This is a genomic window from Halorubellus sp. JP-L1 (genome assembly GCF_011440375.1).
In the GTDB taxonomy this organism is placed as follows: domain Archaea; phylum Halobacteriota; class Halobacteria; order Halobacteriales; family Natrialbaceae; genus Halorubellus.
Genome location: NZ_JAAOIR010000001.1, coordinates 394,919 through 417,837, shown reverse-complemented (window position 1 = coordinate 417,837; position 22,919 = coordinate 394,919). Strand labels below are relative to the sequence as shown.

Annotated in this window: 22 protein-coding genes and 2 tRNA genes; 17 read left to right on the top strand and 7 right to left on the bottom strand. The window is 64.4% G+C overall.

Features of this window, described 5'->3' with window-relative positions; translation table 11 throughout:
• Positions 1-145: 145 nt before the first annotated feature.
• The 8 genes from G9C85_RS02080 (at position 146) to G9C85_RS02045 (ending at position 8,232) form a co-directional block, all read left to right on the top strand.
• Positions 146-2,242, top strand: coding sequence for an acetate--CoA ligase family protein (locus tag G9C85_RS02080; protein ID WP_166036504.1), 2,097 nt, complete (start codon positions 146-148; stop codon positions 2,240-2,242).
• The gene (locus tag G9C85_RS02075; RefSeq protein WP_166036503.1) at positions 2,239-3,297 is read left to right on the top strand and encodes a phosphotransacetylase family protein; all 1,059 of its coding nucleotides are present in this window, start codon (positions 2,239-2,241) and stop codon (positions 3,295-3,297) included. The genes G9C85_RS02080 and G9C85_RS02075 overlap by 4 nt, the downstream gene beginning before the upstream one ends.
• 161 nt (positions 3,298-3,458) lie before the next feature.
• Positions 3,459-3,779, top strand: coding sequence for a hypothetical protein (locus G9C85_RS02070; protein WP_166036502.1), 321 nt, complete (start codon positions 3,459-3,461; stop codon positions 3,777-3,779).
• Complete coding sequence (locus G9C85_RS02065; protein ID WP_166036501.1) at positions 3,779-4,168, top strand: hypothetical protein; 390 nt, start codon at positions 3,779-3,781, stop codon at positions 4,166-4,168. The genes G9C85_RS02070 and G9C85_RS02065 overlap by 1 nt, the downstream gene beginning before the upstream one ends.
• Positions 4,155-4,718, top strand: a complete 564-nt coding sequence (locus tag G9C85_RS02060; RefSeq protein ID WP_166036500.1) for a hypothetical protein — start codon at positions 4,155-4,157, stop codon at positions 4,716-4,718. Before G9C85_RS02065 ends, G9C85_RS02060 begins: the two co-directional genes overlap by 14 nt.
• A 274-nt stretch (positions 4,719-4,992) precedes the next feature.
• Positions 4,993-6,333, top strand: coding sequence for a S8 family serine peptidase (locus tag G9C85_RS02055; RefSeq protein ID WP_166036499.1), 1,341 nt, complete (start codon positions 4,993-4,995; stop codon positions 6,331-6,333).
• Positions 6,334-6,744: 411 nt separating this feature from the next.
• Entirely contained in the window at positions 6,745-7,854 is a 1,110-nt protein-coding gene (locus tag G9C85_RS02050) for a pyridoxal phosphate-dependent aminotransferase (protein ID WP_166036498.1), read from the top strand.
• Between the two features lie 87 nt (positions 7,855-7,941).
• Positions 7,942-8,232 carry a PRC-barrel domain-containing protein gene (locus G9C85_RS02045; protein ID WP_166036497.1) on the top strand — a complete coding sequence of 97 codons (291 nt, stop codon included), beginning with the start codon at positions 7,942-7,944 and terminating at the stop codon, positions 8,230-8,232.
• A gap of 30 nt (positions 8,233-8,262) precedes the next feature.
• Here G9C85_RS02045 and G9C85_RS02040 read toward each other — a convergent pair whose 3' ends face one another.
• Positions 8,263-9,714, bottom strand: a complete 1,452-nt coding sequence (locus G9C85_RS02040; protein ID WP_166036496.1) for a DHH family phosphoesterase — start codon at positions 9,712-9,714, stop codon at positions 8,263-8,265.
• Between the two features lie 161 nt (positions 9,715-9,875).
• Between G9C85_RS02040 and G9C85_RS02035 the strand changes: the two genes are divergently transcribed.
• From G9C85_RS02035 to G9C85_RS02025, 3 genes are all read left to right on the top strand, one after another.
• Positions 9,876-9,949: transfer RNA gene (locus G9C85_RS02035), tRNA-Lys, on the top strand.
• A gap of 276 nt (positions 9,950-10,225) precedes the next feature.
• A complete protein-coding gene (locus tag G9C85_RS02030) occupies positions 10,226-10,630 on the top strand; it encodes a DUF5518 domain-containing protein (protein WP_166036495.1) in 405 nt (134 codons plus the stop codon).
• 157 nt (positions 10,631-10,787) lie between these two features.
• Positions 10,788-11,198 carry a zinc ribbon domain-containing protein gene (locus G9C85_RS02025; RefSeq protein ID WP_166036494.1) on the top strand — a complete coding sequence of 137 codons (411 nt, stop codon included), beginning with the start codon at positions 10,788-10,790 and terminating at the stop codon, positions 11,196-11,198.
• Positions 11,199-11,246: 48 nt separating this feature from the next.
• Here the strand turns inward: G9C85_RS02025 and G9C85_RS02020 are convergent, their stop codons facing one another.
• Positions 11,247-11,408, bottom strand: coding sequence for a hypothetical protein (locus G9C85_RS02020; protein WP_166036493.1), 162 nt, complete (start codon positions 11,406-11,408; stop codon positions 11,247-11,249).
• A gap of 146 nt (positions 11,409-11,554) precedes the next feature.
• A complete protein-coding gene (gene guaB, locus G9C85_RS02015; RefSeq protein WP_166036492.1) occupies positions 11,555-13,054 on the bottom strand; it encodes an IMP dehydrogenase in 1,500 nt (499 codons plus the stop codon).
• A gap of 318 nt (positions 13,055-13,372) precedes the next feature.
• Here guaB and G9C85_RS02010 point away from each other — a divergent pair, with 318 nt between their 5' ends.
• The 4 genes from G9C85_RS02010 to G9C85_RS01995 all read left to right on the top strand — a co-directional run bounded on the left by G9C85_RS02010 (position 13,373) and on the right by G9C85_RS01995 (position 15,147).
• Positions 13,373-13,573, top strand: a complete 201-nt coding sequence (locus G9C85_RS02010) for a hypothetical protein (RefSeq protein WP_166036491.1) — start codon at positions 13,373-13,375, stop codon at positions 13,571-13,573.
• Positions 13,570-14,604, top strand: coding sequence for a DUF5794 domain-containing protein (locus tag G9C85_RS02005; protein ID WP_166036490.1), 1,035 nt, complete (start codon positions 13,570-13,572; stop codon positions 14,602-14,604). Before G9C85_RS02010 ends, G9C85_RS02005 begins: the two co-directional genes overlap by 4 nt.
• An 87-nt stretch (positions 14,605-14,691) precedes the next feature.
• Positions 14,692-14,919, top strand: a complete 228-nt coding sequence (locus G9C85_RS02000; protein ID WP_166036489.1) for a DUF5795 family protein — start codon at positions 14,692-14,694, stop codon at positions 14,917-14,919.
• A gap of 48 nt (positions 14,920-14,967) precedes the next feature.
• Positions 14,968-15,147: transfer RNA gene (locus tag G9C85_RS01995), tRNA-Trp, on the top strand.
• Positions 15,148-15,913: 766 nt separating this feature from the next.
• Here the strand turns inward: G9C85_RS01995 and G9C85_RS01990 are convergent.
• Positions 15,914-16,270 (bottom strand): hypothetical protein, encoded by a 357-nt coding sequence (locus tag G9C85_RS01990; protein ID WP_166036488.1) that lies wholly within the window; start codon positions 16,268-16,270, stop codon positions 15,914-15,916.
• Between the two features lie 539 nt (positions 16,271-16,809).
• Here G9C85_RS01990 and G9C85_RS01985 point away from each other — a divergent pair.
• Positions 16,810-17,199 carry a hypothetical protein gene (locus tag G9C85_RS01985; RefSeq protein WP_166036487.1) on the top strand — a complete coding sequence of 130 codons (390 nt, stop codon included), beginning with the start codon at positions 16,810-16,812 and terminating at the stop codon, positions 17,197-17,199.
• A gap of 893 nt (positions 17,200-18,092) precedes the next feature.
• Here G9C85_RS01985 and G9C85_RS01980 read toward each other — a convergent pair.
• Entirely contained in the window at positions 18,093-19,133 is a 1,041-nt protein-coding gene (locus tag G9C85_RS01980; protein ID WP_166036486.1) for a site-specific integrase, read from the bottom strand.
• A gap of 324 nt (positions 19,134-19,457) precedes the next feature.
• On the opposite strand from G9C85_RS01980, the gene G9C85_RS01975 reads away from it, so the two are divergent.
• Positions 19,458-20,276 carry a hypothetical protein gene (locus G9C85_RS01975; RefSeq protein ID WP_166036485.1) on the top strand — a complete coding sequence of 273 codons (819 nt, stop codon included), beginning with the start codon at positions 19,458-19,460 and terminating at the stop codon, positions 20,274-20,276.
• A 349-nt stretch (positions 20,277-20,625) separates the two neighbouring features.
• Here G9C85_RS01975 and G9C85_RS01970 read toward each other — a convergent pair whose 3' ends face one another.
• Together G9C85_RS01970 and G9C85_RS01965 are read right to left on the bottom strand one after the other, a co-directional pair.
• Positions 20,626-21,837, bottom strand: a complete 1,212-nt coding sequence (locus G9C85_RS01970; protein ID WP_166036484.1) for an iron-containing alcohol dehydrogenase family protein — start codon at positions 21,835-21,837, stop codon at positions 20,626-20,628.
• On the bottom strand, positions 21,830-22,834 hold the full coding sequence (locus G9C85_RS01965) for a ring-cleaving dioxygenase (RefSeq protein WP_166036483.1): 1,005 nt from the start codon (positions 22,832-22,834) through the stop codon (positions 21,830-21,832). The genes G9C85_RS01970 and G9C85_RS01965 overlap by 8 nt, the downstream gene beginning before the upstream one ends.
• Positions 22,835-22,919 lie beyond the last annotated feature (85 nt).

Below are 22,919 nucleotides of genomic sequence, written 5' to 3'. Positions count from 1 at the left end.
GGGCGCGTTGGGCCGTCCGACGTCGGCGGGCAGAGCGGACGACCGTCGGTCGGTGGGGGCGCCGACGCTCCCCGTCGACGTGGTCGTTCCCGTTTGCTGACGCCGACGCCCACATTTATCAGAACGACGGTCGTCGATTCGACCGATGGGACGATTATCTGCCGTCTTCGCGCCGGAGCGGGTCGCGGTGGTCGGGGCGACCGACCGCGAGGGCTCGGTCGGCCGCGCCATCCTCGAGAACCTCGACGACGGGTTCGTCGGCGACGTGATCGCGGTGAACCCGAACCGCGAGTCCGTGCTCGGGCACGAGTGTTACGACGCGCTCGTCGACGCGCCACCGACTGACATGGCGGTGGTCGTCGTCCCGCCGCAGGTCGCCGTCTCGGTCGTCCGGGACGCGGGCGAGGCGGGCGTGGACGCCGTCGTCGTGGTCACAGCCGGGTTCGGCGAAGCCGGTGGCGAGGGCGCGGCGCGGGAGCGAGAGCTCGCCGCGGTGGCTGCGGAGTACGACCTCGACCTCGTCGGCCCGAACTGTCTCGGCGTGATGAACACCGGCGTCGACATGAACGCGACGTTCGGCCCCGAGATGGCGCTCCCGGGGAACGTCTCGTTCATGAGCCAGTCCGGGGCGTTCATCACCGCCGTCCTGGACTGGGCGAACGACGAGGGGATCGGGTTCCGGGACGTCGTCTCCCTGGGCAACAAGGCGGTACTCGACGAGACGGACTTCGTCGACAACTGGGGCGCCGACGAGGAGACCGACGTCGTCATCGGCTACCTCGAGTCGATCAAGCGCGGCCGCGAGTTCGTCGACACCGCTCGCGAGGTCACGAAAGACACGCCCGTGGTGCTCGTGAAGTCCGGGCGTACGGACGCGGGCGCGCACGCCGCGTCCAGTCACACCGGCGCCATCGCGGGGAGCGAGGCCGCCTACGAAGCCGGGCTCGAGCAGGCGGGCGTCCTCCGCGCCGACAGCGTCGAGGAGCTGTTCGACTGGGCGCGCGTCCTCTCCGACCAGCCGCTCCCGGACACCGACGGCGTCGCCGTCGTCACGAACGCGGGCGGACCGGGCGTGCTCGCGACCGACGCCATCGGCGACGCCGACCTCGACCTCGCGTCGTTCGCCGACGACACCATCGAGACGCTGTCGTCTTCGCTCCCGGAGAACGCGAACGTGTACAATCCCGTGGACGTCATCGGCGACGCGGACGTCGAGCGGTTCCGCGAGGCGCTCGACGCCGTGCTCGGCGACCCGAACGTCGGGAGCGCCGTCGTCGTGTCCGCGCCGACGGCCGTCCTCGAGTTCGGCGACCTCGCCGAGGAGATCGTCGCCGCGCAGGACCGCCACGACCTCCCGGTCGTCGCGTGCCTGATGGGCGGCGAGCGCTCCGAAGCGCCCGCGGATGCGATGAGCGAACACGGCATCCCGAACTACTTCGACCCGGCACGAGCGGTCTCGGGCCTGGACGCTCTCAGCGACTACCGTCGCATCCGCGAGCGCGAGTACGACGACCCGGCGGACTTCGACGTCGACCGCGAGCGCGTCCGCGAGATCCTCACCGAGGCCGCGGACCGCGGCGAGCACCGCATCGGCATCGAGGCGATGGAGATCCTAGACGCGTACGGCATCGACACGCCGACCGGCGCGGTCGCGAAGAGCCCGCACGATGCCGAGGACGTCGCACGCGAGATCGGGGGGCCGGTCGCGATGAAGATCGTCAGCCCGGACATCCTGCACAAGTCCGACATCGGCGGCGTGAAGGTCGGCGTCGACGAGGGGGACGTCCACGACGCCTACGAGGACCTCGTGACGCGAGCGCGGAACTACCAGCCGGACGCGAACGTCCTGGGCGTACAGGTCCAGGAACTGCTCGACCTCGACGACGCCGTCGAGACCATCGTCGGCGTGAACCGCGACCCCCAGTTCGGGCCGCTCGTCCTGTTCGGCCTCGGCGGCATCTTCGTCGAGGTGATGGAGGACACGAGCCTCCGCGTCGCACCCGTCGGCGAGACAGAGGCCAGGGAGATGACCGAGGAGATACAGTCCGCGCCGCTCTTGCGGGGCGCACGCGGCCGCGACCCCGTCGACGTCGACGCGGTCGTCGAGACGATTCAACGGCTCGCACAGCTCGCGACTGACTTCCCCGCGATACTCGAACTGGACGTCAACCCGCTCGTCGTCGCGCCCGACGGCGCGACCGCCGTCGACCTGCGACTCACCACGGACCTGGAGGAACTATGACCGACTCGCTACTCGTCACCGGCACGGAGGACAGCATCGGGAAGACCGGCGTCGCGCTCGCGCTCGCGCGCCTCGCTCGCGAGGACGGCGCGTCCGTCGGCTACATGAAACCGAAGGGCACGCGCCTGGAGTCGAACGTCGGGAAGACCCTCGACGCCGACCCCATGCTCGCGCGCGAACTCCTCGACCTCGACGAGGAGATGCACGAACTCGAGCCCGTCGTGTACTCGCCGACGTTCGTCCAGCAGGCGATCCGCGGCCGCGAGATCGGCGACGACGTCGCCGACCGCGTTCGCGAGGCGTACGAGGGCATCGCCGCCGACCGCGACCTCGTCGTCCTCGAGGGCGGCGGTGGGCCGGCGACGGGGAGCGTCGTCTCGCTCACGGACCGAGACGTCGCGGAGATCGTCGACGCGCGCGTGCTCGTCGTCGCGAAGTACGCGGAACCGTGGGACGTCGACGAGACGCTCGCGTACGCCGAGTCGCTCGGCGACCGGCTCGCAGGCGTCGTGTTCAACGCCGTCCCCGACCAGGCGTACGACGAGCTCGAGACGGACGTGCTCCCGTTCCTCGAGGGTCGAGACGTACCCGTCCACGGCGTCGTCCCGCGCGTGCAGGAGCTCGCTGGCATCACTGTCGGTGAGCTCGCGGACGAACTTGGCGCGACGCTCCTCACCGACGTCCCGACGGACGGCTACGTCGAGCGGTTCAGCGTCGGCGCGATGAGCGCGGACGAGGCACTCCGACAGTTCCGGCGGACGCGCGACGCCGCGGTGATCACCGGCGGCGACCGGAGCGAGATCCACACCGCCGCGCTGGAGGCTCCCGGCGTGAAGTGCCTCATCCTCACCGGCGGTCACCGACCGTCCGGCGCCGTGCTCGGGAAAGCAGCCGAGAAGGGCGTCCCCGTCATGAGTGTCCAGTCGGACACGCTCACCACGGTCGAACGCGCCGACGCCGTCGTCCGCTCCGGGCGAGCGCGCGACGAACGCACCGTCGACCGCGTCCAGGAACTCGTCACTGCACACGTCGACACCGACGCGATCTTCCACTGAGAGTCGCCCGCGTCGACACCGGCGCGGTCTTCGTCCGAGAGCTGCTCGCGTCGCCCGAAGAATCGATCGGCCCGCTGATAAATTCTCCACGCCCAAAGCGTTTTCCACCCCGAGGTTGTCGTACCGCCAGTGACAGCGACGACGGACGGAGGTGGGCAGTAGTGATGGCGTTCGCCGACTCCTACTGGATACTCGTCCAGTTCCTCTCGCTCCTGAACATCGTCGTCCAGGTGGTCGCGATCGTCCTCTCGATCGTCGCCGTCCGCGGGTTCCGCGGCGCACCGATCAATCGCGTCCTGAAACCACTCCCGGTCGTTTTTGCGTGCATGATCGTCGTGAACATGCCGTGGGCGTCGTTCTACCTGTTCGAGGTGCCGTCCGCGAGCGCCGTCTACGCGGTCGTCTTCTCCGTCGGCGTCCTCGCTGCCGTGATTTCGGCGTTCCAGGCGACGATGCTCCTCACCGAGCGGAGGGACCTCTGATGGGTATCGTCGACCTCCTCGCATCGAACCCCTACCAGGTTCTCGGCGCGATCCAGATCGCGGCGTTGCTCGCCGCGAGCCTCCTCCTCGTCTACCCCGTCGTCGCGTACGCCCGGAACGTCGCGTACACCGAGGGGTTCGTCGGGCTCGCCGTCGGCTTCCTCCTGTTGACGATCGCGAACGCCTTCGGACTCCTCCTCGAGCACGACGTCCTGGCGCCCGGGCTCGACTCCCCGGTCGCCGTCGTGAGCATCGTCAACCTCGGCGCGTCGGTGTCAGCGACCATCGGCATCTACCACTTCGCACGGCAGTTCATCGACACGAGCGACGACGCCTTCGAGAGCACGCAGACCGAGCACACTGGAGGGTTCGACGATGCCGACGACTAGCGACCCCGACCAGCGCGAGCCCGAGGCGTTCCTCGACGTGCCCGTCGGGACGCAGGCGCTCGTCCTCACGCCGTCGCTCCGGTCCCCGCTCTCGCTCCTTCCACAGTCGGCGTTCGAGAACCTGCTCGTCGTCTCGACGACGCGCTCCCCGAAGAAAGTCGAGCAAATCGTCCGCGAACGCGGCGGCGACCCGAACACGGTCGGAGTCGTCCCCGTCTCCGGGTCGCCCGTGGACTACGACGGCCCGCTCTGGACGACGTCCGTCGTCCACCCGAACGACCTCTCGGGCATCTACGAGCGCTTCGAGCGCGGCACGAACCACGTCAAACCCGACGTGGGATGGGTGGTGTTCGACAACGTGAACGTCCTCCTGATGTACGCAGAGCGCTCGAGCGTCCAGAACTTCCTCGACTCCGTCGCGACGACCGTCCGCCGCCGGAACGCGACCGGTGCGTACGCGCTCGTCCGCGACGCCGTCACGGACGACACGCACGCGTCGCTCGCCGCGAGCTTCGACGCTGAACTCGACCGCCGGACCGACGGCTTCTGACCGGGACGACCTCCGGAACCGCGCGTTCGTCTCGGCGTCTCTCCGGCTAGCGTCCCGCTCGAACGCGGTCGCGACGACGCACCGTATTTAAATGAACGAAGATATGTGAAAATCACGTACCGTCAACGATGGTGAGGACCGTTCGCTGCACTGGCGCGGAAGCGTCGCAAACTGTTGATCGAACGGTCCTTGTTCTTCAGCGATTCGACGGCATCTTGGAACAACTCGTCATATACCGGAAAATATTATAGGAAGAAGTTCGGTACTACGAGGCATGGTAGACAGGTCCAGACGTGACGTGATGAAGGTCGGTGGGGCACTACTCGGAGGAATCGCCGTGGGGTCGACCGTCACCGCCGCCGAATCGACGAGCCGGTTCTTCCTCGAGGCGAAGAACCGGAGCGCGAGCGACGTCGAAGCCGCTGGGCTGGACGTCGTGTTCGACCTCTCCGATGCCGGCTACTTCGTCGTCGAGGGCGCCGAGAGCGACGTCGAGCGAACGGAAGGCAAGTACGCACCCGACGTCGAGGTGTCCTTCGACGGCGCCGTCGAGCGCGTCGACGCGGACGTGGACGCCGCGTCCGCGACGGACGAACCGCTGTACGGATTCCAGTGGGACAAACAGGTCCAGGACGTCCCCACAGCTCATGAGAAAACTCGCGGCGAAGGCGCTCGCGTCGCCATCATCGACAGTGGGGTCGGTGCCGGCCACCCCGACCTCGAGCACGCGGTGAACGAGGACCTCTCGCAGAACTTCACCGGCGACGGGCTCGGCGCCGCGAATCCGGCCGGCGGTTACCACGGAACGCACGTCGCCGGTATCGTCGCCGCGAACGACCGGAACGAGACAGGCGTCGTCGGCACCGCGCCGGGGGCGGAAATCGTCGACTGCCGCGTGTTCTCGCCGAGCTCGAGCGCCTCGTTTGCGAGCATCCTCGCCGCCGTCGCGTACAGCGCCGAAATCGGCTGTGACGTCGCGAACCTCTCGATCGGCGCGTACCCGGTCCCGCGCCAGGGGGAGGGCTCGTTCTACGGCAAGGTCGTGAACAAGGTGATGACGTACGCGAACAGCCAGGGAACGCTCCTCACGATCTCCACGGGGAACGACGCGGCGGACCTCCAGCACGACAAGAACGTCATCAGCCTCCCCAACGAGGGTGCGCAAGCGGTCGGCGTGTCCGCGACTGGCCCCGTCGGGTTCGGTTGGGGCGACGAGGGACTGGAGGAGGAACCGAATTCTCCTGCGAACTACACGAACTACGGGACGAACGCCGTCACCGTCTCCGCGCCCGGCGGCGACTACGACCCCGACGCCCAAGCGAACGAGGTGCCGGGCTGGCACTACGACCTCGTCCTGAACGCGATTGCGGTTCCACAGTTTGCTGACGACGGCGAGTATCTCGGCGCAGCCTACGACTATTCGTGGGTCGCGGGCACGTCGATGGCGGCACCGCAGGTCGCTGGCGCCGCCGCGCTCGTGAAGTCGAAGGCCCCGGACCTGAACGCGAACCAGGTCGAGAGCCGCCTGAAGCAGACCGCGTCCGACGCACCCGGCGGGAAAGAGTATCACGGGAGCGGATTCGTGAATCCCGTCGGCGCACTCGAGGACCTGTAGCCGACCGAGCCCTGGTCAGGAGTCTCGCCGGGACGTCGTCGCGGAATCGTACTTCTGCGGTCCGTTCGTCGAGTCGGAATCCCCGGACCCGTCGAGTCGTGACTGAACTGTCGCTCGAGGATAGACGTCACCAAAAAGCGGGATATCCCGCCCGACGTCGGGCTCGGGCAAAGCCCGACGTCGACTGCCGGCATGTCAGAGGCACCCGGCACCTATTCATTTCGGGCACAGAGTCTTAATCCTACGGGGCGGGTCGCGCATCGACGACCGGTCGACGCACTTGTGTCTGACGGCCCTTTAAGTACGGGCGGGGTGCTGTGCGAACATATGTCGCGGGGCTCGACGGCGGCATATCGGGACCGCGTCCCGAGCCCCTCGGGTTCTTTACCGAGGCCTGCGCACGCTCGGGGTGTGTTCGAGCAGCTATCGTACCTGTCCTGGATCGAGGGACGGCCGGACGCGGTCGCTCACGACCTCGCGTCGAGCGACCTCCGCCCCCAGACTCCCTCGCCGGGACCGGTCCCCGACCGACTCGCCGCCGTCCCTGACCCGCCCGCGGACACCGACCTGGACGCGCTCGTCGCCGACGCCTACGACGTCGCGCCCGAGAACGTGCTCGTCACAGCGGGCGCGACCAACGCGAACGCACTCGCGTTCGCCGTCGCCGCCGAGGGCCGTCCTCGCGTCACGGACCACGACGGAGGCGGCGACGATTCGTCGCAGCGCGTGCTCGTCGAGAAACCCGGCTACGAGCCCCTGACCGGTACGCCTCGCGGATTCGGCGCGCGCGTCGACCGCTTCATGCGGCCCCAGGGCATCCTCGACCCCACGCGCGTCGAGGCCGCCGTCACCGAGCGGACGGCACTCGTCGCGATCACGGACCGCCACAACCCGACCGGGCGTCGCGCCGACCGCGACTCGCTCGATGCGACCGTCGACGTCGCCCGCGACGCCGACGTCCCGCTGCTCGTCGACGAAGTGTACGCGTCGTTCACCACCACGGCAACCGACGGCCCGCTCGGCGGCCCGAGCGTCGCCGGTACCGACGGCGTCGTCGTCACCGGGTCGCTCACGAAGTTCCTCGGGTTCGGCGGACTCCGCATCGGCTGGCTCGTCGCCGACCACGAGTTCGTCGCCGGCACCGAACGCGTCCAGCAGCACCTGCCGAGCGTCGCCGAACCCAGCGTTGCGCTCGCGAAGCGCGCACTCGCCGCGCACGACGACCTCGCCGCCGACCGCCGCGAGCGCATCCGTCACAACCACGACCACCTCGCGTCGTTCGTCCACGACCGACCCGCGCTCTCCGGGCACGTCCACGACGGCGCGACGTACGCCCTTCTCACCCACGACGACGTCGACGGCGACGAACTCGCCGAGCGCGCACTCGAGGACGACGTCCTCGTCGTCCCCGGCCGCTTCTTCGACCGGCCCGACGCCGTCCGCGTCAGCCTCGGCCGCCCCACCGAGCACGCAACTGCCGCGCTCGACGCCTTCGCGCTCGTCCTCGACGACCTCGACTGACCGAACCCGCCACCCAGACCGGTATCCGCGGACGCGTCCGGGTCTCGACGACCAACATATAAGACCCGCCACCCCGAGTGACGACGTATGGATACGACCCCACAGGAGATCACGTCCGTCGTCGGACGGGAGGTGTACTCGAACAACGGCGTCTACGTCGGCGAAATCGAGGACGTCAGACTCGACATCGAACGCGAGACCGTCACCGGGCTCGCACTCTCGGGACTCAACACGGACATCTTCGGGAACGCGATGGACGGCACCCGCGGCATCATCGTCCCCTACCGGTGGGTTCGCGCCGTCGGCGACGTCGTCCTCATCAACGACATCGTCGAACGGTACCGCGGCGCCGAGGAAGAAGAAGAAGCCGTCGCCTGATTCTCGGTTGTAGGACCAGTCGAGTCGACGCTACGACCCGTTGCTGGACTCGCCGCTCTCCACGCCCATTGCCTCGAACAACTTCCGCTTCACGGCCTCCTCGGTCAACTGTAGGAGCGTGTCGCGGTTGTCGTCGTTCGTCTCGATCCCCGTGAAGATACCGAGCGGGATCTCCGCACTCGCCTGCGTCGAGTGCCCGGCGGCCTCGCCGATGTCTCCGTACGCGTCGCCGAGCATCTTCCCGATGTTCATCCGGATGTCCTTCGATCTAGCGGCGAGATAGATGCGGTCCTCGCCGATCCCGAACACCGCCGTCGTCGTGATCCCCTCCAGGTTCAGGAGGTGCTGGGCGGCCTGGGCGAGCGCATCGCGGTCGCGGACGAACCCGGCGTTCGACACCAGGTGGCTGCCCTGAACCTCGCGGGACTGGATCGCTTCCGCGAGCACGTCCAGGGTCTCCGGACTCATGCTCGGGGACTCCACTTGCTCGAGGAGGTCGTGGTTCGCGAACGGGTAGAGGTACGCCGCCGCGGTGAGGTCCGCGGGCGTCGTGTCGCGCTTGAAGTCCAGGGTCTCCTCTCGGATGCCGTAGAGGAGTGCGGTCGCGACCGCTTCGTCGACGTTCATGTCGAACTCCTGGATGTACTTCGTCATGATCGTCGACGTGGAACTCATCGCCGGCCGGATGTCGACGAATTCGGCGTCGTACTCCTCCTCCGGCTCGTAGTGATCGATGAGAACGTCGACGTTCAGGTCGACCATGTTGCCGGACTTCGCGTGGTCGACGAGCGCGATCGTGTCGTACTCGTCGTGGTCCTCGACGTCGGCCCAGTTCAGGAGTTCGATCCCGAGCAGGTTCACGAACGCCCGGTTCTCCTGGTGGCCGATGTCGCCGAGATAACAGATGTCGGCGTCCACGTCGAGCGTCGCGGCGATCGCCTGCAGCGCTGCGGCGCTCGCGATCGCGTCCGGGTCCGGGCTATCGTGTGTCAGGATCGCGACGCGGTCGTTCGTCGCCGACAGCACGTCGCCGAGCTTCCCTGCCTTGAACTCGAGTTCCCCGGACTCGAGGCTCCGCATCGCGGCGTCCGCGATGACGGCGGAGGGATTGATGACGACGTCCGCGCCGAGCTCGGTCAGTTCGTCGCCGCTCACGGGGTCGCTCGCGCGCACGACGAGGAACTGCTCCTCGTTCCGCTGGCGGATGTGCTCGACCGCGCGCTTGTTCGCCTCCACGTCCGAGGACATGATGAGGACGACGTCCTGGTCGCTGACCTCCTCGGCGACGTGCTCGTCGCTGATGTCCGCGACCTGCGCGTTCAAGTCCTGGTCGCGCAATGCCTCGACGCGTCCCTCGTCCTTGTCGACGATGAGGACGTCCTTCCCCTGTTCGACGAGCTCCTCGGCCACCGCGTGCCCGACGCTCCCACACCCCAGGATCGCGTACTTCGACATCGAGGAGATCGTGACCCCGGTACTCATGTATCCCTCACCTGTCTCCGCCGTCACTTAACCCTCTCGGACGCGAGACGTCCACCGAACGAGGGCGGTTTTCGCCCACCGGCGACCGTGCGACGCGAGCACGCACGCCCACGGAATGAAAACCCTTTTTAACGACACACCGCAATCACCGAGTGCATTCGGGGCCGGTAGCTCAGTTAGGCAGAGCGTCTGACTCTTAATCAGACGGTCAGGGGTTCAATTCCCTTCCGGCCCGTTCTACCGCGACGCAACACGACGAGCGGAGCGAGTCGTCTGCGTCGCGGTCGACGCCAGGAGGGAATTGAATCAGGGAGCAGCTTGCTGCGACCGTGGTTCAATTCCCTTCCGGCCCGCTTCTCCTGGTGCGACCCAGCCCGCGAGCGTAGCGTGAGCCCAGGGGCGGGCGGAACTGGCTGCGTGGCGGGTACGTGGACGTTACCCCGGCAATCCGTCGGCTACCGGAATCGACTCGTCAAATACGACTTTTTGCGTTCGGAGTCGCGTCTCTGGTATGCGTATCGATTGGATGGCCGTTCTGGCTGGTATCGTCACGACGATCGTCGTCGGCGCGGTCGGTGGGGCTGCGCTTCCGTTCACGGACGCGTCGCTGCCGGTCGTCGGCGCGGGGTTCAGTGGCGTCGTCGGTGGGGCGGTGGCGGGCTACTTGACGGGTGCTGACTACGGGAACGGTGCGCTCAACGGGGGGTTGTCGACGGCGCTCGGTGCGATCCTGACGGTCGCGTTGCTCGCGCTCGTCGGGCTGTTCGTGAATCCGCTCGCGAGCGTCGGCATCGTCGTGTTCGGATTGTTCTTCGTCGCCGCCGCCGCCATTCCCGGTGCGATGGGTGGGCTCGTCGGCGCGTGGGTGCAGGGTCGCACCGGCGAGCGACGGGCTGAGGAGCCGACGGCGCGCTGACGGCCCCCGGCATCCACAGCAGTCGTCTCCTTGCTCGCTCCCCCGGGCCGCCTGTGGTGACCACTTGGCCTCGGTTGGTTTCCTGAAACCCACGATTTCGGGTCGCTCGGCCCCAGTAACGAAAGGTTGAGGTTCGATGCGTCCGGAGTCGGCGGTGATGACTGACGATGGGTTCGCGGGCGGAATCGGTGATCGACGACTCGTTGCGACGGCGACGCTACTGTCGCTCCTGGCACCGGGACTAGGACACTTCTACCTAGGGCGGTGGAGTCGCGGAGCGGTCTGGGCGGCCGGGACGCTCGGCGTGTTCGTCGCAGTCGCGTCGGACGCCGTCCTCGGCGCGACCATAACCGGCGGTACTGGCCTCCTACTGGGGAGTGGGACGACCGAACTCGTCATGCTGGGTCTCGGCGCGTTCGCCGTCGGCGCGCGCGTGTTCGGTGCAGTTGACGCGTGGATCGCCGTTCGTCGACGCACTCGAGAGGGAGTCGTTCGGTGTTCGTCGTGCGAGCGCGACGTGGACGCCGACCTCTCGTTCTGTCACTACTGCCTGGACGACGAGCGGTGAACGACCAACTGGTCGAGGCCGAACTGGGGACGCGGTCGGGTGTCCGAATCAAGCGATTTCGCTGATGCGTTCGCTCCCGCACTCCGGACAGAAGCTGTAGGCGGCCTCGAGATCGCTGTCACAGAAGTCACAGCGGTACTGGACCGTGCGGTCGGGTTCGTCGGCGGTACTCCCCCCGAGAGCTCGCTTGATGGAGTCGATGACGCTCATGCTACGCTCGCATTACGACCGGAAGTGTGTTAATTGTTATCTCCACCCACTCATGGCGTGGGCGTAGGAGTCGTCGGATCAGATAGTCGAGGAGCCGCGACGAGGACGACCGGCTTCGGTCGAGCCTCGTCGACGGGTGAGACGAATCAGTCGCCGTCGGGACTGTAGTTCGGCGCCTCGTCCGTGATTACGACGTCGTGTGCGTGACTCTCCGCCTGACCGGCCGAGGACACGCGAACGAACTCCGAGCGTTCCTTGAACGCCGGGATCGTCTCCGCGCCGACGTACCCCATCCCGGACTGCATGCCGCCGGCGAGCTGGTGGAGTTCGTCCCGGAGCGGGCCCTTGTACGGCGTCGCCGCCTCCACGCCCTCGGGGACGTAGTCCTCCTCCTGCTCGGGCTCCTCCTTGAGATAGCGGTTCTCGTCGTCGCCGGACTGCATCGCGCCGACGCTCCCCATCCCGCGGTACTGTTTGTACTTCTTCCCGTTCATCTTCACGACCCGACCCGGGGCCTCGAGCGTCCCCGCGAAGTACGACCCGAGCATGACCGCGTCCGCGCCCGCCGCGATCGCCTTGATCGCATCGCCGGAGTACCGGATGCCGCCGTCAGCGATCACGGGCACGTCGTGCTCGCTCGCGACGTCCGCGACCTGGGCGACCGCCGTGATCTGGGGCATCCCCGCCCCCGAGACGACGCGCGTCGTACAGATCGAACCCGGGCCGATGCCGACCTTCAGGCCGTCCGCGAACCCGACGAGGTCCTCGGCCGCCTCGCGCGTCCCGACGTTCCCGACGACGACGTCCGCGTCCACGGAGGCCTTGATGTCGCGCGCGCCGTCGACGACGTTCAGGTTGTGCGCGTGCGCGCAATCGATGAAGATCACGTCGACGTCTGCATCGTCGACGGCCTGCGCGCGCTCGGTCTCGAACGGCCCGACGGCCGCGCCGACGCGGAGACGACCCTCGTCGTCGCGCGCCGCGTTGTCGTACTCGCGACGCTGGAGGATGCCCTGCATTGTCAGCAGCCCGACGAGACGCTCGTCCCCGTCGACGATGGGGACGCGCTCAATTTTGTGCTCGTACATCAACTCGAGTGCTTCGCGCGCACTCGTGTCCTCGCTAGCTGTGACGACTTCCTCGGTCATCGCTTCGGCGACCTCGTCCTGCTCGCCGACTTCGAGGTACGGCCGGATGTCCGTCCCGGAGATGATGCCCAGGACTTCGTCGTCGTCGTTCACGACGGGCGCGCCGTTCACGCCCTCGCGAGCCATCATCTCGTCGACCTCCTGCACGGTCTGCTCGGGGCGTGCCGTGACGACGTCGCGGATGATGAGTTCGTCCGCGCGCTTTACCCTCTCGACGTGCCGTGCCATCTCCTCGACGTCGAGGTTCCGGTGGACGACGCCCAGGCCGCCGTGACGCGCCATCGCGATAGCGAGGTCCGCCTCCGTCACCGTGTCCATCGCCGCCGAGAGCACGGGGACCGGCAGCTGGACGTTCTTCGAGACCTTCGACGTCAGGTCCGCCTCGTCGGGTTCGACGCGACTCTCCTTGGGTCGAAGGAGGACGTCGTCGAACGTCAAGGCCTCTGGTACGCGCAGTTTCTCCGAGAATGTGCCGCCGTCGGGAACGTCGTTCGCCATGTAAACCGTCCGGTCGGCCCGAACTAAAGGTTTGCGAGACGCGAGCCCCCATGGAACGAAGTCCCACGGGCCTGTCAGATGGTCGCGGATAGAACTGGCCGCGCCGTCGAGTGCGCGCGACCCGCGTCGCGTCCGCGATCGACTTCGCGGTCGCCTCCCCACCCCCGCAGAACCCGGTTCTGCTAATGATTCTACGGAAGAAAACGTGAATGGGATACGCACCCAAGCCAAGGTATATAAAGCCTCCAAACGTCTCGTTGGAGTTTGCGGGCATGCCTCACACAACGCTTAATGCCAGCACCCCATTGTGTGTCGTGTATGCTGGCTACGAACTTCGCCGCATCGGGCATCGCCGGGCAACTGTCGAACGACTCGACTGCCCAGTTTACAATCCCGATGCAGCTCGTAGCCAAAGCCCTCCCGTTCGGATTCCCGCGAGCACTCACCGCCGACGCCGCCGTCACTCGCTCGCAATCCACCCGCTCGGGCATGGGTGACGCCCCGTACGAACATCGATGAGCACGTCCAGGCACCCCATCGCACTCCGCCTGGAGAACGCCGTCGGTGGCGACGCGAAACTCCTCGCCACCGTCATGGCGCTCCCGCTGCTGGACGGCATCTTCCCCGCGCTCGTCCTCGCCGGCGCACTCGAGGAGACCGCCGGCCCGTTCCCCGTCGTCGGCGCCATCCCGATCGGCGTCGTCCAGGTCGGCCTCCTCGTCTTCGGCGGGAGCGCGACCGTCGCGGTCGTCCTCGCCGAGATGGACGGTACCCGCATGGAACGCGTCCGCACCATCCTCCTCGTCGGCGGCGTCCTGACCGCCGGCGCCGCGCTCGAAGCAGCGATCGCGCCGACGCTCGCGAGCGTCCTCACGCTCCACGTCTTCGAGCGGTTCGCGGCGCTCGTCATCGTCGCCATCGCCGCGAAGACCGCGAGCGCTCGCATCGGCGAGTACCTCCCCCGCCCCGGCGTCATCGTCGGCGCGGGCCTCATCGCGAGCCTCGACCTCTCGAACCCGACGCTCGAGCCCGTCGCGAACACCGAACTGATCTGGCTCGCCGCCGGCAGCGCCATCGCCGGGACCGCGTTCGCGCTCCTCACCGCGCTCCTCGCGCCGCACCTCCGCGCGCGGATGGCTATCGACCGCTTCCGGTTCGGGAGCGCCGTCGCCCTCGGCCTGCTCGCGCTGTCCATCCTGCAGCTCCCCGTCGGCTCCGCGCCGCTGCTCGTCATCGCCGTCACCGCGCTGTTCGCGTTCGAACCCGACGCCGGATCCGGCGTTCCCGACGAGCACGCTGTCGCCGCGACCGACGACGTCGTCGCCGCCACCGACGGCGGCAACCGCGAGCCCGACGCGCTCGGCGACGCCGTCCACGACCCACCGACCGACGAATCGCTCGACGAACCGGCCGTCGACGAACCGCTCGACGACGTGGCCGAACGCGAAGCCGGCGAGCACGAAGCGGACCACGCCGACGAGGCCGCCGAGACCAGTGGAGACGACGAAGACGACTCCCCGCTCGACGTCGACCGCGAACCCTGGCTCTGAGCCAGGAATACCCTCGACGCCACAGATTCGAGCGTCGACGGCGTCGAGACGAGAACCCTTACCTTCCACGCCCCACCACCACCCAGTATGCCAGCCAACCGCGTCGTCCAGGGCCGCATGGTCACCGCCAAGAAACTCGCCGAGATCGTCGAAGACGGCGACGTCATGGAAGCCGAATCCATCGAGGACGCTGACCGCGACTGCCCGGACTGCGGCGAGAACGTCGTCAAAGTCACGTACATGCCGAGCGTCACCGAACTCGTCACCGGCTACAAGTGCCAGGAGTGCGACTGGCGCGACGCCGACCGCTCGTAACCCGAATCGAAACCCCTTTACTGGAAACCGGCTAACCAGAGAGCGCAAGGGGCTGTGGCCAAGCCAGGCATGGCGACTGACTCCAGAGGCCACGCGCCCGGGACGAAACTCCAGCTGATATACCGAGCGACCGACTGATCATCGCGTCGCGACGACGACCCTCTGGAGTTCCGAGGCGCACACACCGGAGATATCAGTCGATCGGGGGTTCAAATCCCTCCGGCCCCATACCCTTACTCCCAAACTCCAAAACCACCAGACGGCAGTGGCCCGATGTTGATATACCGCTCTGAACTACTGGTTTCACCGTCGATCTGAGTGGGTAAGGGGTACAACCCCCACGCCGTATAGCGGTCTTCTCGATACACGCTATCGGCAGTAATTGCTGCATCTTGAGGGGTGGAGTCGTTCCCGATCGATGCGTTCAGATGTTCTGGTAGATAAGAGAAAGTAGCTCGCAAGTTCCTGGTCGGCCTGCGCGGGCCCTATCTCGCACGCTCGATGTACTAAAGTACGCAATCTTATTACAGACTATAGATCCCACGTCAGGAGGACCTCCATTCTACAGTAAGAATAGAGTGATAGGGTATAAATGGGGGTCCGGTCAGGCGTCTCCAGTTGGCCGCGGAAGTGCATACTCGCGCGAAAACGAGGAGTGGCACTGGGACGTACTGTTCGCGGTGACAATCCGGCGTGGTTCTTCGGCGTTTCTCAGCGTTGGCTGACTCTGCGTGGGTTTCGCAAAGATACTCTGCAATCGTGACTTCATAAAGGCTCAAACGGCTCGATGGGCTGGTCTTGACTACGGACGAACTCCCTATCGACGACCTCCCGTGACAGAGTGCTTCATGGACGGTCGGCAAGACCTCGCAGAGTAGGACGGCGACAGTCGCTTGCTCAATGGGTGGGACGTTCTGATAGATACAGTGGGGTAATCTGGCAACGATAGGTCCCAGGGACGACTCGTCCATCGGAGTTGGGCTTGCAACATTCTTCACGGAAGGACTTGGTCTCGGACTCTGAGCGAACTTATCCGATAGTAATAGTCCTGGCTTTTGATGTAAATAGAGTCCGGGTTCTCTCCGGTCTTCTCCCTGTATGGCTCCAGTCCCTTATCGACGATAGTACCGAGCAACTGTGCGAAGAATTTTGCATTCGTACACGTTGCAGCACTCTCATGTACGAGACTATAGCGGACAATTGCCTTGACCTCCTGGTCAAGTTCGGTGAACTTTACTACTGCAGAATTCGAGTCCACAGATTCAACGGGGTCGGCCAATTCGAGCACCGCAAGCAAGTAGCCAGATTCACACTCCCTCTCCTCATGTAACCAACCTGGCGGGTCGTTCACGGTGTGACTCGGCGGAGTATCGGGAGAAAATCCCGTTGTGCACCCACCTATTATCGGCATTGCCATCCCCACGGAAAGGATAAACGAGCGACGAGATTTTCTCATGGGAAATATTGAAAGTAGATTGTAAAGTATTTTCTGCAGATTCGCAGTCGCTCTTGTTCTCCCTTATAACTATCGTTCAACTGACTAATGTGGCTGCGGTCCCAACCAATACGCAGACCTACTGAGCAGATGTTTCACTCCGAGTTAGCTGGTGAGAACCTGCCTCGATGCGGTGAGACGTTCTGGTAGGTACAGGTGACCTACGAATCGCTCAGTACAGACAAAGCACTTACCGGTAACAACCTTCAAGGCGAGTAATGCATCGTCGAAGACTACTCTCTCTTGTCGCGGGTGTACCGCTTTTTTCTGGCTGTGTAATCCCTTCGTTTCCAACGGATACTGTCCTCAATAACCGGAATCCACCATCGCGTGATGAGTTACCGACGGAATCACGACCCCCCGCTGAGCAACCGCCGGGCGCGACCGAAGACACAGTGCATTCACTCGACTATCCGACGAAGCCTACGTCGTACGATGATCAGTCGCTCCAGACATTCGTCGAATCCCATGAACGTGCCTACCGTCGCAACACCTTGCTTGCCAGGTGGGGAAGCGGACTCATCGCCCAATCCTGCTACTTCGACTGGACGGTCACACTCGAAACCGATGAACGCGCTGGCCTCGGTCGGTGCCAGTACACATACAATGAGACTTATGAATCCGGCGACGACCTCGTCACCGGTGACTCTCCAACGACCGTTGTGACGTACTACGTGGACGACTCGCTGATTGCCCGTGCAGAGAAAACCGGGGCTGCCAACGAACGTGACACACTCGACCCCGATCCGTGGGAATCGGGGGTCGTCCTCGAACCTTCCGAATGAGCGAAGACTCTGGAATATGACCGATCGAATCGTTCCATTCGCATGTCTACGTATCGGATGGTTCGATTCGGATGTGCAGAAATAAAGAGAGGTGTAGAAGACGAACGCGATGGAGTACGGAACATGTGTCACACAACATCGAGTTCACAGTTCCCTTTGCTCGAAGCGTTTCTTCTTCCAGCAGTGACCCGACTCTCCCATCCGGTCGAGGAGGTTGCGTCGATATTCCACGCGCGCCTGGTTCGTACTTCCATCGTTGTTTCGGCGCACTTGCGACATTCGTCGGGACGGTCGTACTCCATACCGCTGTTGACTACCCGACAGTGACCGTTGACAGTGAGAGGGCCAATACGAGCACCCTGCAGGACTGACTCCGAGCTGACGGGGGTACTGTGCCCGATGAGACAGTCAAGACTCATGCCGCCTCGATGAAGTTGAACACGACAACTGTGACTGCGACGACCTCCACGACGACTTCCCCTGCGCGGAGTGTTTCATCGAGGGGAGGAAAGACTTCGACGAGTAGGACGGCGACCCCTGCCCGCTCGATGTGTTGGGACGTTCTGGTCGATACAGGCGAGGTACTGCTCACTCCTGTTTCGGAGATACCTTTATAGAATCGCTGAGATTACAGGAACTATGGCATTAGATGACCTTATCGCCAAGATACTGGTTTATGGAGTACCAGTCCTCGGTATCGGAGCGGTCTTAGCTGGCATCATTATGTATATCGCGGCACCTGAGGTGGGTCAGGCAGGACGGATTTCGATGATTACGTGGGGTATCGGTTATCTATTGGTACTCCAAGGATTGACCTCGATATTCATCGGTATTAATTCCCTATCCGAGTGATAGATACGCAGGCTGTATTGAGCGATTCGCGTTTTATTTTGCTATAACAAGTCGATGTATTCCTTCCGACCTTCTCGCTCTTGCTCCTTCGTTCGGGCGTCGTAGTGCTTGTCCAAGACGGGCACAGACACATCGACACGCTCACTCAACTTTTCCTTCGGCCAGCCCCGGTTAATGTGGTAGGTTATCGAACCGCGACGGATGGGGTGAAGGGAGACGGACGATGGACAGCTCGGTGCCTGATCGACGGACTGGGCGGCGTCACAGTCGTTGATCACTCGGTCGTGAGGACAGCCGTTCGTCGGAACGCATGGACGGGTGACCGGCACGAGCGTTTTGTAGGCGCGTTGGCGAGGCACTCGGCTATTGATCGTCGTGAACAGTGGGTCGCGGCCGTACTCGTCTTCGACGTTTTCCCGTTTCCCCTCGATGTAGTCCACCAGCGTCTTTCGCACCGACTCGGAGATTGTCACGTCTCGCTCACCCGAGTTTGCGTTCTTCAACGCCGTTCCCGCTGACTTCCGATTTCGGAACTGGAGGATCGACTTGTCCCGCGTTTGTACGAAGTCGTTCTTGTCCAGAGCGAGCGCGCCGCTAATACGACAGCCCGTATGCCACAACGTGTGGAATAGAGCGTGATTCCGACTGCCGTACTCGTAGGTCTTCAGATACCGGAGTACGTCCTCGGCGTGATCAAGCCGGAGGGTGTCGTCACTCCGCGCCTGTTCGTTTGAGAGGTTTGGGACGGTCATTTTGTCGGCCAACCCCTGCTCGACCAAATCGGCGGATTCGCACCAGCGAACGAAGACGCGGAGGTGCTTCACGTTGTTATGGAGAGTGACGATCTTGATGTTCTCGCTCCGGCGCTGTTGCTTCCAGCTCTCGATGACGTACCCGGATATGTCTCCAGTTGTTTCGATCTCGTGTTCCTCGCAGAACTCGATGAAGTGTTTCGTGGGAAATCGGTATGCACGAACGGTTGAGTCCTTGACTACGCCCTTCTTGGATTCGAGGAACTGGCGTCGTGCTTGTCGAGGGCTATAATTCACGGCTGGATTTTCAGAGAGGTTAGGATCTGACATTGTGGTGTTATGTTTGACTGATACAGCCGACGACCGATAACCGACCGCGTTGGTCGCACGACCGCGTCAATCCACCAGAAGGAGCCGGTCTACGGTACGGAGGCGAGCGCAGCGATCCGGGGGTTCAACATCCCTCCGGCCCCACTTTCTGCGGCTCACATCGTTAACTACCCAAGCTTGATCCAAATTTAGTCATCACGTCCTGCGAGCAATTCACTTGTTAGTCTTGATGAGGACTGTCAAAGCATTCGGTCCTTCATCAATTACGGCCTATATGATTTTGACAGCTAACGATTAAGTGGACTGGCAAATAGCACAGTATATGTGTCTGAATCTGAACTTTCGGGTTTTTTTGACCGCTCTTCAAGCCTTTTCACGATATTGGGTGTATTTGGTGCAATATCGGTCTACTTCACTCAATTGGATGTAAACAGCCAGTGGCGACGGCTTGGAATAGTATCTTCTCTGATAATATTTGTGCTCACTTCAATTGCTGTGCAACGAAGCATTCCTCCGGAATCGAGCCATAGACAGCCATTTGACTATCTCATTAATTCTCAGCATAAACGAAGCAGTCTAATTGTATTCTACGTCGCATTTTGGGGATTAGTAGTCTCAATCTGCGCGATAGTCGTTGCCTATTCCGACACCCTGATTTTCCTACTACAGTTTGTGTTTACGATTCTCGGTGTCGGCATCGGAAGGGTTTGGTCAACCAGAAAATTCCCGGACCGGACGGTCCAAATCACAGACGACCCAGACTTTGTATACGTTGCTGCAGATATTATAGCCGGAGGTCTACAAGCAATCGCGATTGGAGGGGGTTCCCTTCTTTTGGCTTGGGAATTGGGACTCATCCCCTTCGAACAACTGGTGAATTTTCGGATTGAATCCATGTGGCTGGCAGCGTTCATTGGACTAATGTCCGGTATTATGGTCGCTGGTGGTGCTTATATTTTCAACTTCTCTATGTTGGTCGGATTTAGATTTCTCTACAGAGGTTTCCCCGAAGAGATAAGCGAGAATTTGCCACGTTTCACCATCCATAACGATATTCGAAAAACAGATAAGAAAGAGATGGAAAACTCCTCAAAGGCAACTGAAAGGGACTTTCCTTCCGATCCTATGGAAGACTCCTACTAGGCCCCTCCCAATTACCCATCAAAGGCACTTCCCACACTGGGGTGCGAGCCGGTAGCCATCGTCGATGACCAAAAACACCAAGATGTCCCTCGCTTCGAGCGCGAGAATGGGGTTCGCGAGGAACTCCGATCACTGCTCGTCGGTCATTCCTGCCCAGACAACTTGGAGGCCGCCGAAGTTAATGTTGAGTTTGAACTCGCCGTAGTCGACGTCGCAGTCTTGCGTCTAGGTGCTGTCGAATTACTGGATAGCGAGGCCGCTGCTACGGTAGGGGTCGATCACGTAGAATTCGCAGATGCCGAACTGGTCGGGAAGAGGGCGTAGTCGTGGTGACGGGGTGTAATCAGGGTCAGTACGCTGCATTGAGCAACTGAACGATTTCGTCCTGGGTTGCGTCAAGGCCGTTGGGCGCATTCTCCATGAACGAGTCGCCGAGGACGTGCTGAGCGACGGTGTCGAATTCGCTTCGATCGGGGCCGTCGACGTCGCGGAGTCTGGAAGCCAATCCGAGTGCGTCCCGGATTTGTTCGACGGCGTGGACGATGGCGTCGTCGTCCGCCGAGTCCTCTACGTCGAACGCCTCCACCAATAGTTCGCGTCCGGCGTCGACTTCTTCGAGGAGGTACGCGATGGCGTGGGGAGCGATGATGGCGTGGGCGGCGCCCTGCTGGACGTCGTACGTCCGGGTGAGTGCGTGCCCGAAAGCGTGGACGAGCGAGAGCGTGGTGCCGTCGGGCCGCGAGATCCCGTACTGTGCGAGGAGGATGCCTTCGAGGACGGGTTCGACGTCCGCGGGCGTGACGGGGTCGCTGCCGAGCGCTGGGAGGGCGTCCTGGAGGACGGCGAGCGAGCGCGTCGCGGTCGCGTCCGTGATCGGGGTCGCGTTCCGCGCGTACGTCGACTCGAGGGCCTTGTCGAAGCCGTTCATCGCGGACGCGGCGAGAATCGGTCGTGGTGTGGTCGCGACGAGCGCGGGGTCGTGGAACACCGCGTCCGGCATCAGCGCGGGATGGCCGATGCCGCCACCAGTCTTGGTCTCGACGAGTCCGCTCTCGGGACTGGCGGTGATGCCGGCGACCTGCGAGAGCTCCGCGCCCGCGAGCGTCGTCGGCACCACCGCGAGCGCCGGGAGGTCCGCCTCCGGGACCGCAATCGTCCCTGACTCCGCGAACTCGTCGCTGACGCCGTCGCGGTCGCGCTCGGTCGCGGCGAGGACGCTCGCGACCGACGCGACGTCGAGGCTACTGCCGCCGCCGAGGGCGACGAGGCCGTCCGCGTCGTGCTCGGCCATCGCGTCGACGACGTCGTACGCGGTCGCGAGTCGCTTCGCCGGCGTCGTCTCCGCGAACACGCCAGCCAGCCGGTCGCCGAGCCCCGCCGTCACGGGGTCGATCACCGCGGGCGTGTCGCCGACGGTCCGTCCGGTGACGACGAGCGCGCGCTCGACGTCGAGCGAGTCCAGTTCCGGCGCGAGGTCCGCGACCGAGTCCTCGCCGAAGCGGAGCACGCCCGGCCGGTAGTCGAACCGGAACGACCTCCCTGCGGCCGCGCGCTCAGTCATGGCTCTCCGGGAGCTCGAACGCGGGAAGCTGGGACTCGATGCGCTCGCGCTGGTCCTCGAGTCGGTCCGGGAGCGTCAGCCGACTCCCGAGTTCGTCGACGGACTCGTCGACCGCGAACCCCGGGCCGGTCGTCGCGATCTCGAAGAGGACGCCGCCGGGTTCCCGACAGTAGATCGCGTGGAAGTACTCGCGGTCGATCGGCTCGGTCGCGTTCAGTCCGATGTCGGCGTACGCCTCGCGGTACGCCTCCTGTTCGTCGACGCTCTCGGCCGCGAACGCGACGTGGTGGACGGTCCCGGCACCCATCCGGCCGCGCGAGCGGTCCGTCTCGACGAGGTCGACGATCGACGCCGGCCCGCCGGCTGCGCTCCGGTACCGGTGGCGGTCCGCGCTCGTCGAGGTGGCGCCCTCGCCGCGGGAGTCCGTGCCCGCCGAATCTGGGGCGGTCGCCTCGTGCTCGTACCCGAGAACGCCCTCGAGGACGCGCGCGGTCGCGTCGACGTCGGCGACGGCGAGCGTCACGCCGTAGAATCCGCGGAGCTGGTGCTCGACCGGAACGGGTCCGTCCGCCCACGGCGTTCCGGTCCCTTCCGCGTCCGGGTCGGCGACGAGTTCGATGCGGATGCCGTCCGGGTCGTCGAACCCGAGGACGGTCGCGCCGAAGCGCTCGGCGCGCTCGACGGCCACGTCCGCGTCGGCGAGCCGTTCGGTCCAGTACTGGACGCTGTCGTCGGGAATCAGGTACGCGACCGTCTGGGTCTGACCGGCGCCGAACTCGCCGTCGCGGCCGTCCTCGCCCCACGGGAAGAACGTGAGGTTCGTCCCCGGCGTCCCCTCGCCGTCGCCGAAGTAGAAGTGGTACGTGCCGGGGTCGTCGTGGTTCACGGTTCGCTTCACGAATCGGAGGCCGAGCGTGTCGACGTAGAACGCGGCGTTCGCCGTCGGGTCGCTCGCGATCGCCGTGACGTGATGGAGACCACTCGTATCGGGAGTCACACCCACGGGTAGGGGCCGCGGTCGCTTAGGCGTGGTGCGGACGCCGACGCCACCGAGTGACACCGACGTCACCTGGCGTCGACGC

Excerpts from the sequence above, each read along its gene's own strand:
- G9C85_RS02080 (WP_166036504.1), top strand. The coding sequence starts at position 146 with ATGGGACGATTATCTGCCGTCTTCGCGCCGGAGCGGGTCGCGGTGGTC.
- guaB (WP_166036492.1), bottom strand. The coding sequence starts at position 13,054 with ATGGCGAACGACGTTCCCGACGGCGGCACATTCTCGGAGAAACTGCGC.
- G9C85_RS02005 (WP_166036490.1), top strand. The coding sequence starts at position 13,570 with ATGAGCACGTCCAGGCACCCCATCGCACTCCGCCTGGAGAACGCCGTC.
- G9C85_RS02060 (WP_166036500.1), top strand. The coding sequence starts at position 4,155 with ATGCCGACGACTAGCGACCCCGACCAGCGCGAGCCCGAGGCGTTCCTC.
- G9C85_RS02030 (WP_166036495.1), top strand. The coding sequence starts at position 10,226 with ATGCGTATCGATTGGATGGCCGTTCTGGCTGGTATCGTCACGACGATC.
- G9C85_RS02000 (WP_166036489.1), top strand. The coding sequence starts at position 14,692 with ATGCCAGCCAACCGCGTCGTCCAGGGCCGCATGGTCACCGCCAAGAAA.
- G9C85_RS02065 (WP_166036501.1), top strand. The coding sequence starts at position 3,779 with ATGGGTATCGTCGACCTCCTCGCATCGAACCCCTACCAGGTTCTCGGC.
- G9C85_RS02010 (WP_166036491.1), top strand. The coding sequence starts at position 13,373 with ATGCTGGCTACGAACTTCGCCGCATCGGGCATCGCCGGGCAACTGTCG.
- G9C85_RS02040 (WP_166036496.1), bottom strand. The coding sequence starts at position 9,714 with ATGAGTACCGGGGTCACGATCTCCTCGATGTCGAAGTACGCGATCCTG.
- G9C85_RS01970 (WP_166036484.1), bottom strand. The coding sequence starts at position 21,837 with ATGACTGAGCGCGCGGCCGCAGGGAGGTCGTTCCGGTTCGACTACCGG.
- G9C85_RS02020 (WP_166036493.1), bottom strand. The coding sequence starts at position 11,408 with ATGAGCGTCATCGACTCCATCAAGCGAGCTCTCGGGGGGAGTACCGCC.
- G9C85_RS01980 (WP_166036486.1), bottom strand. The coding sequence starts at position 19,133 with ATGTCAGATCCTAACCTCTCTGAAAATCCAGCCGTGAATTATAGCCCT.
- G9C85_RS02055 (WP_166036499.1), top strand. The coding sequence starts at position 4,993 with ATGGTAGACAGGTCCAGACGTGACGTGATGAAGGTCGGTGGGGCACTA.
- G9C85_RS02075 (WP_166036503.1), top strand. The coding sequence starts at position 2,239 with ATGACCGACTCGCTACTCGTCACCGGCACGGAGGACAGCATCGGGAAG.
- G9C85_RS02025 (WP_166036494.1), top strand. The coding sequence starts at position 10,788 with ATGACTGACGATGGGTTCGCGGGCGGAATCGGTGATCGACGACTCGTT.
- G9C85_RS02045 (WP_166036497.1), top strand. The coding sequence starts at position 7,942 with ATGGATACGACCCCACAGGAGATCACGTCCGTCGTCGGACGGGAGGTG.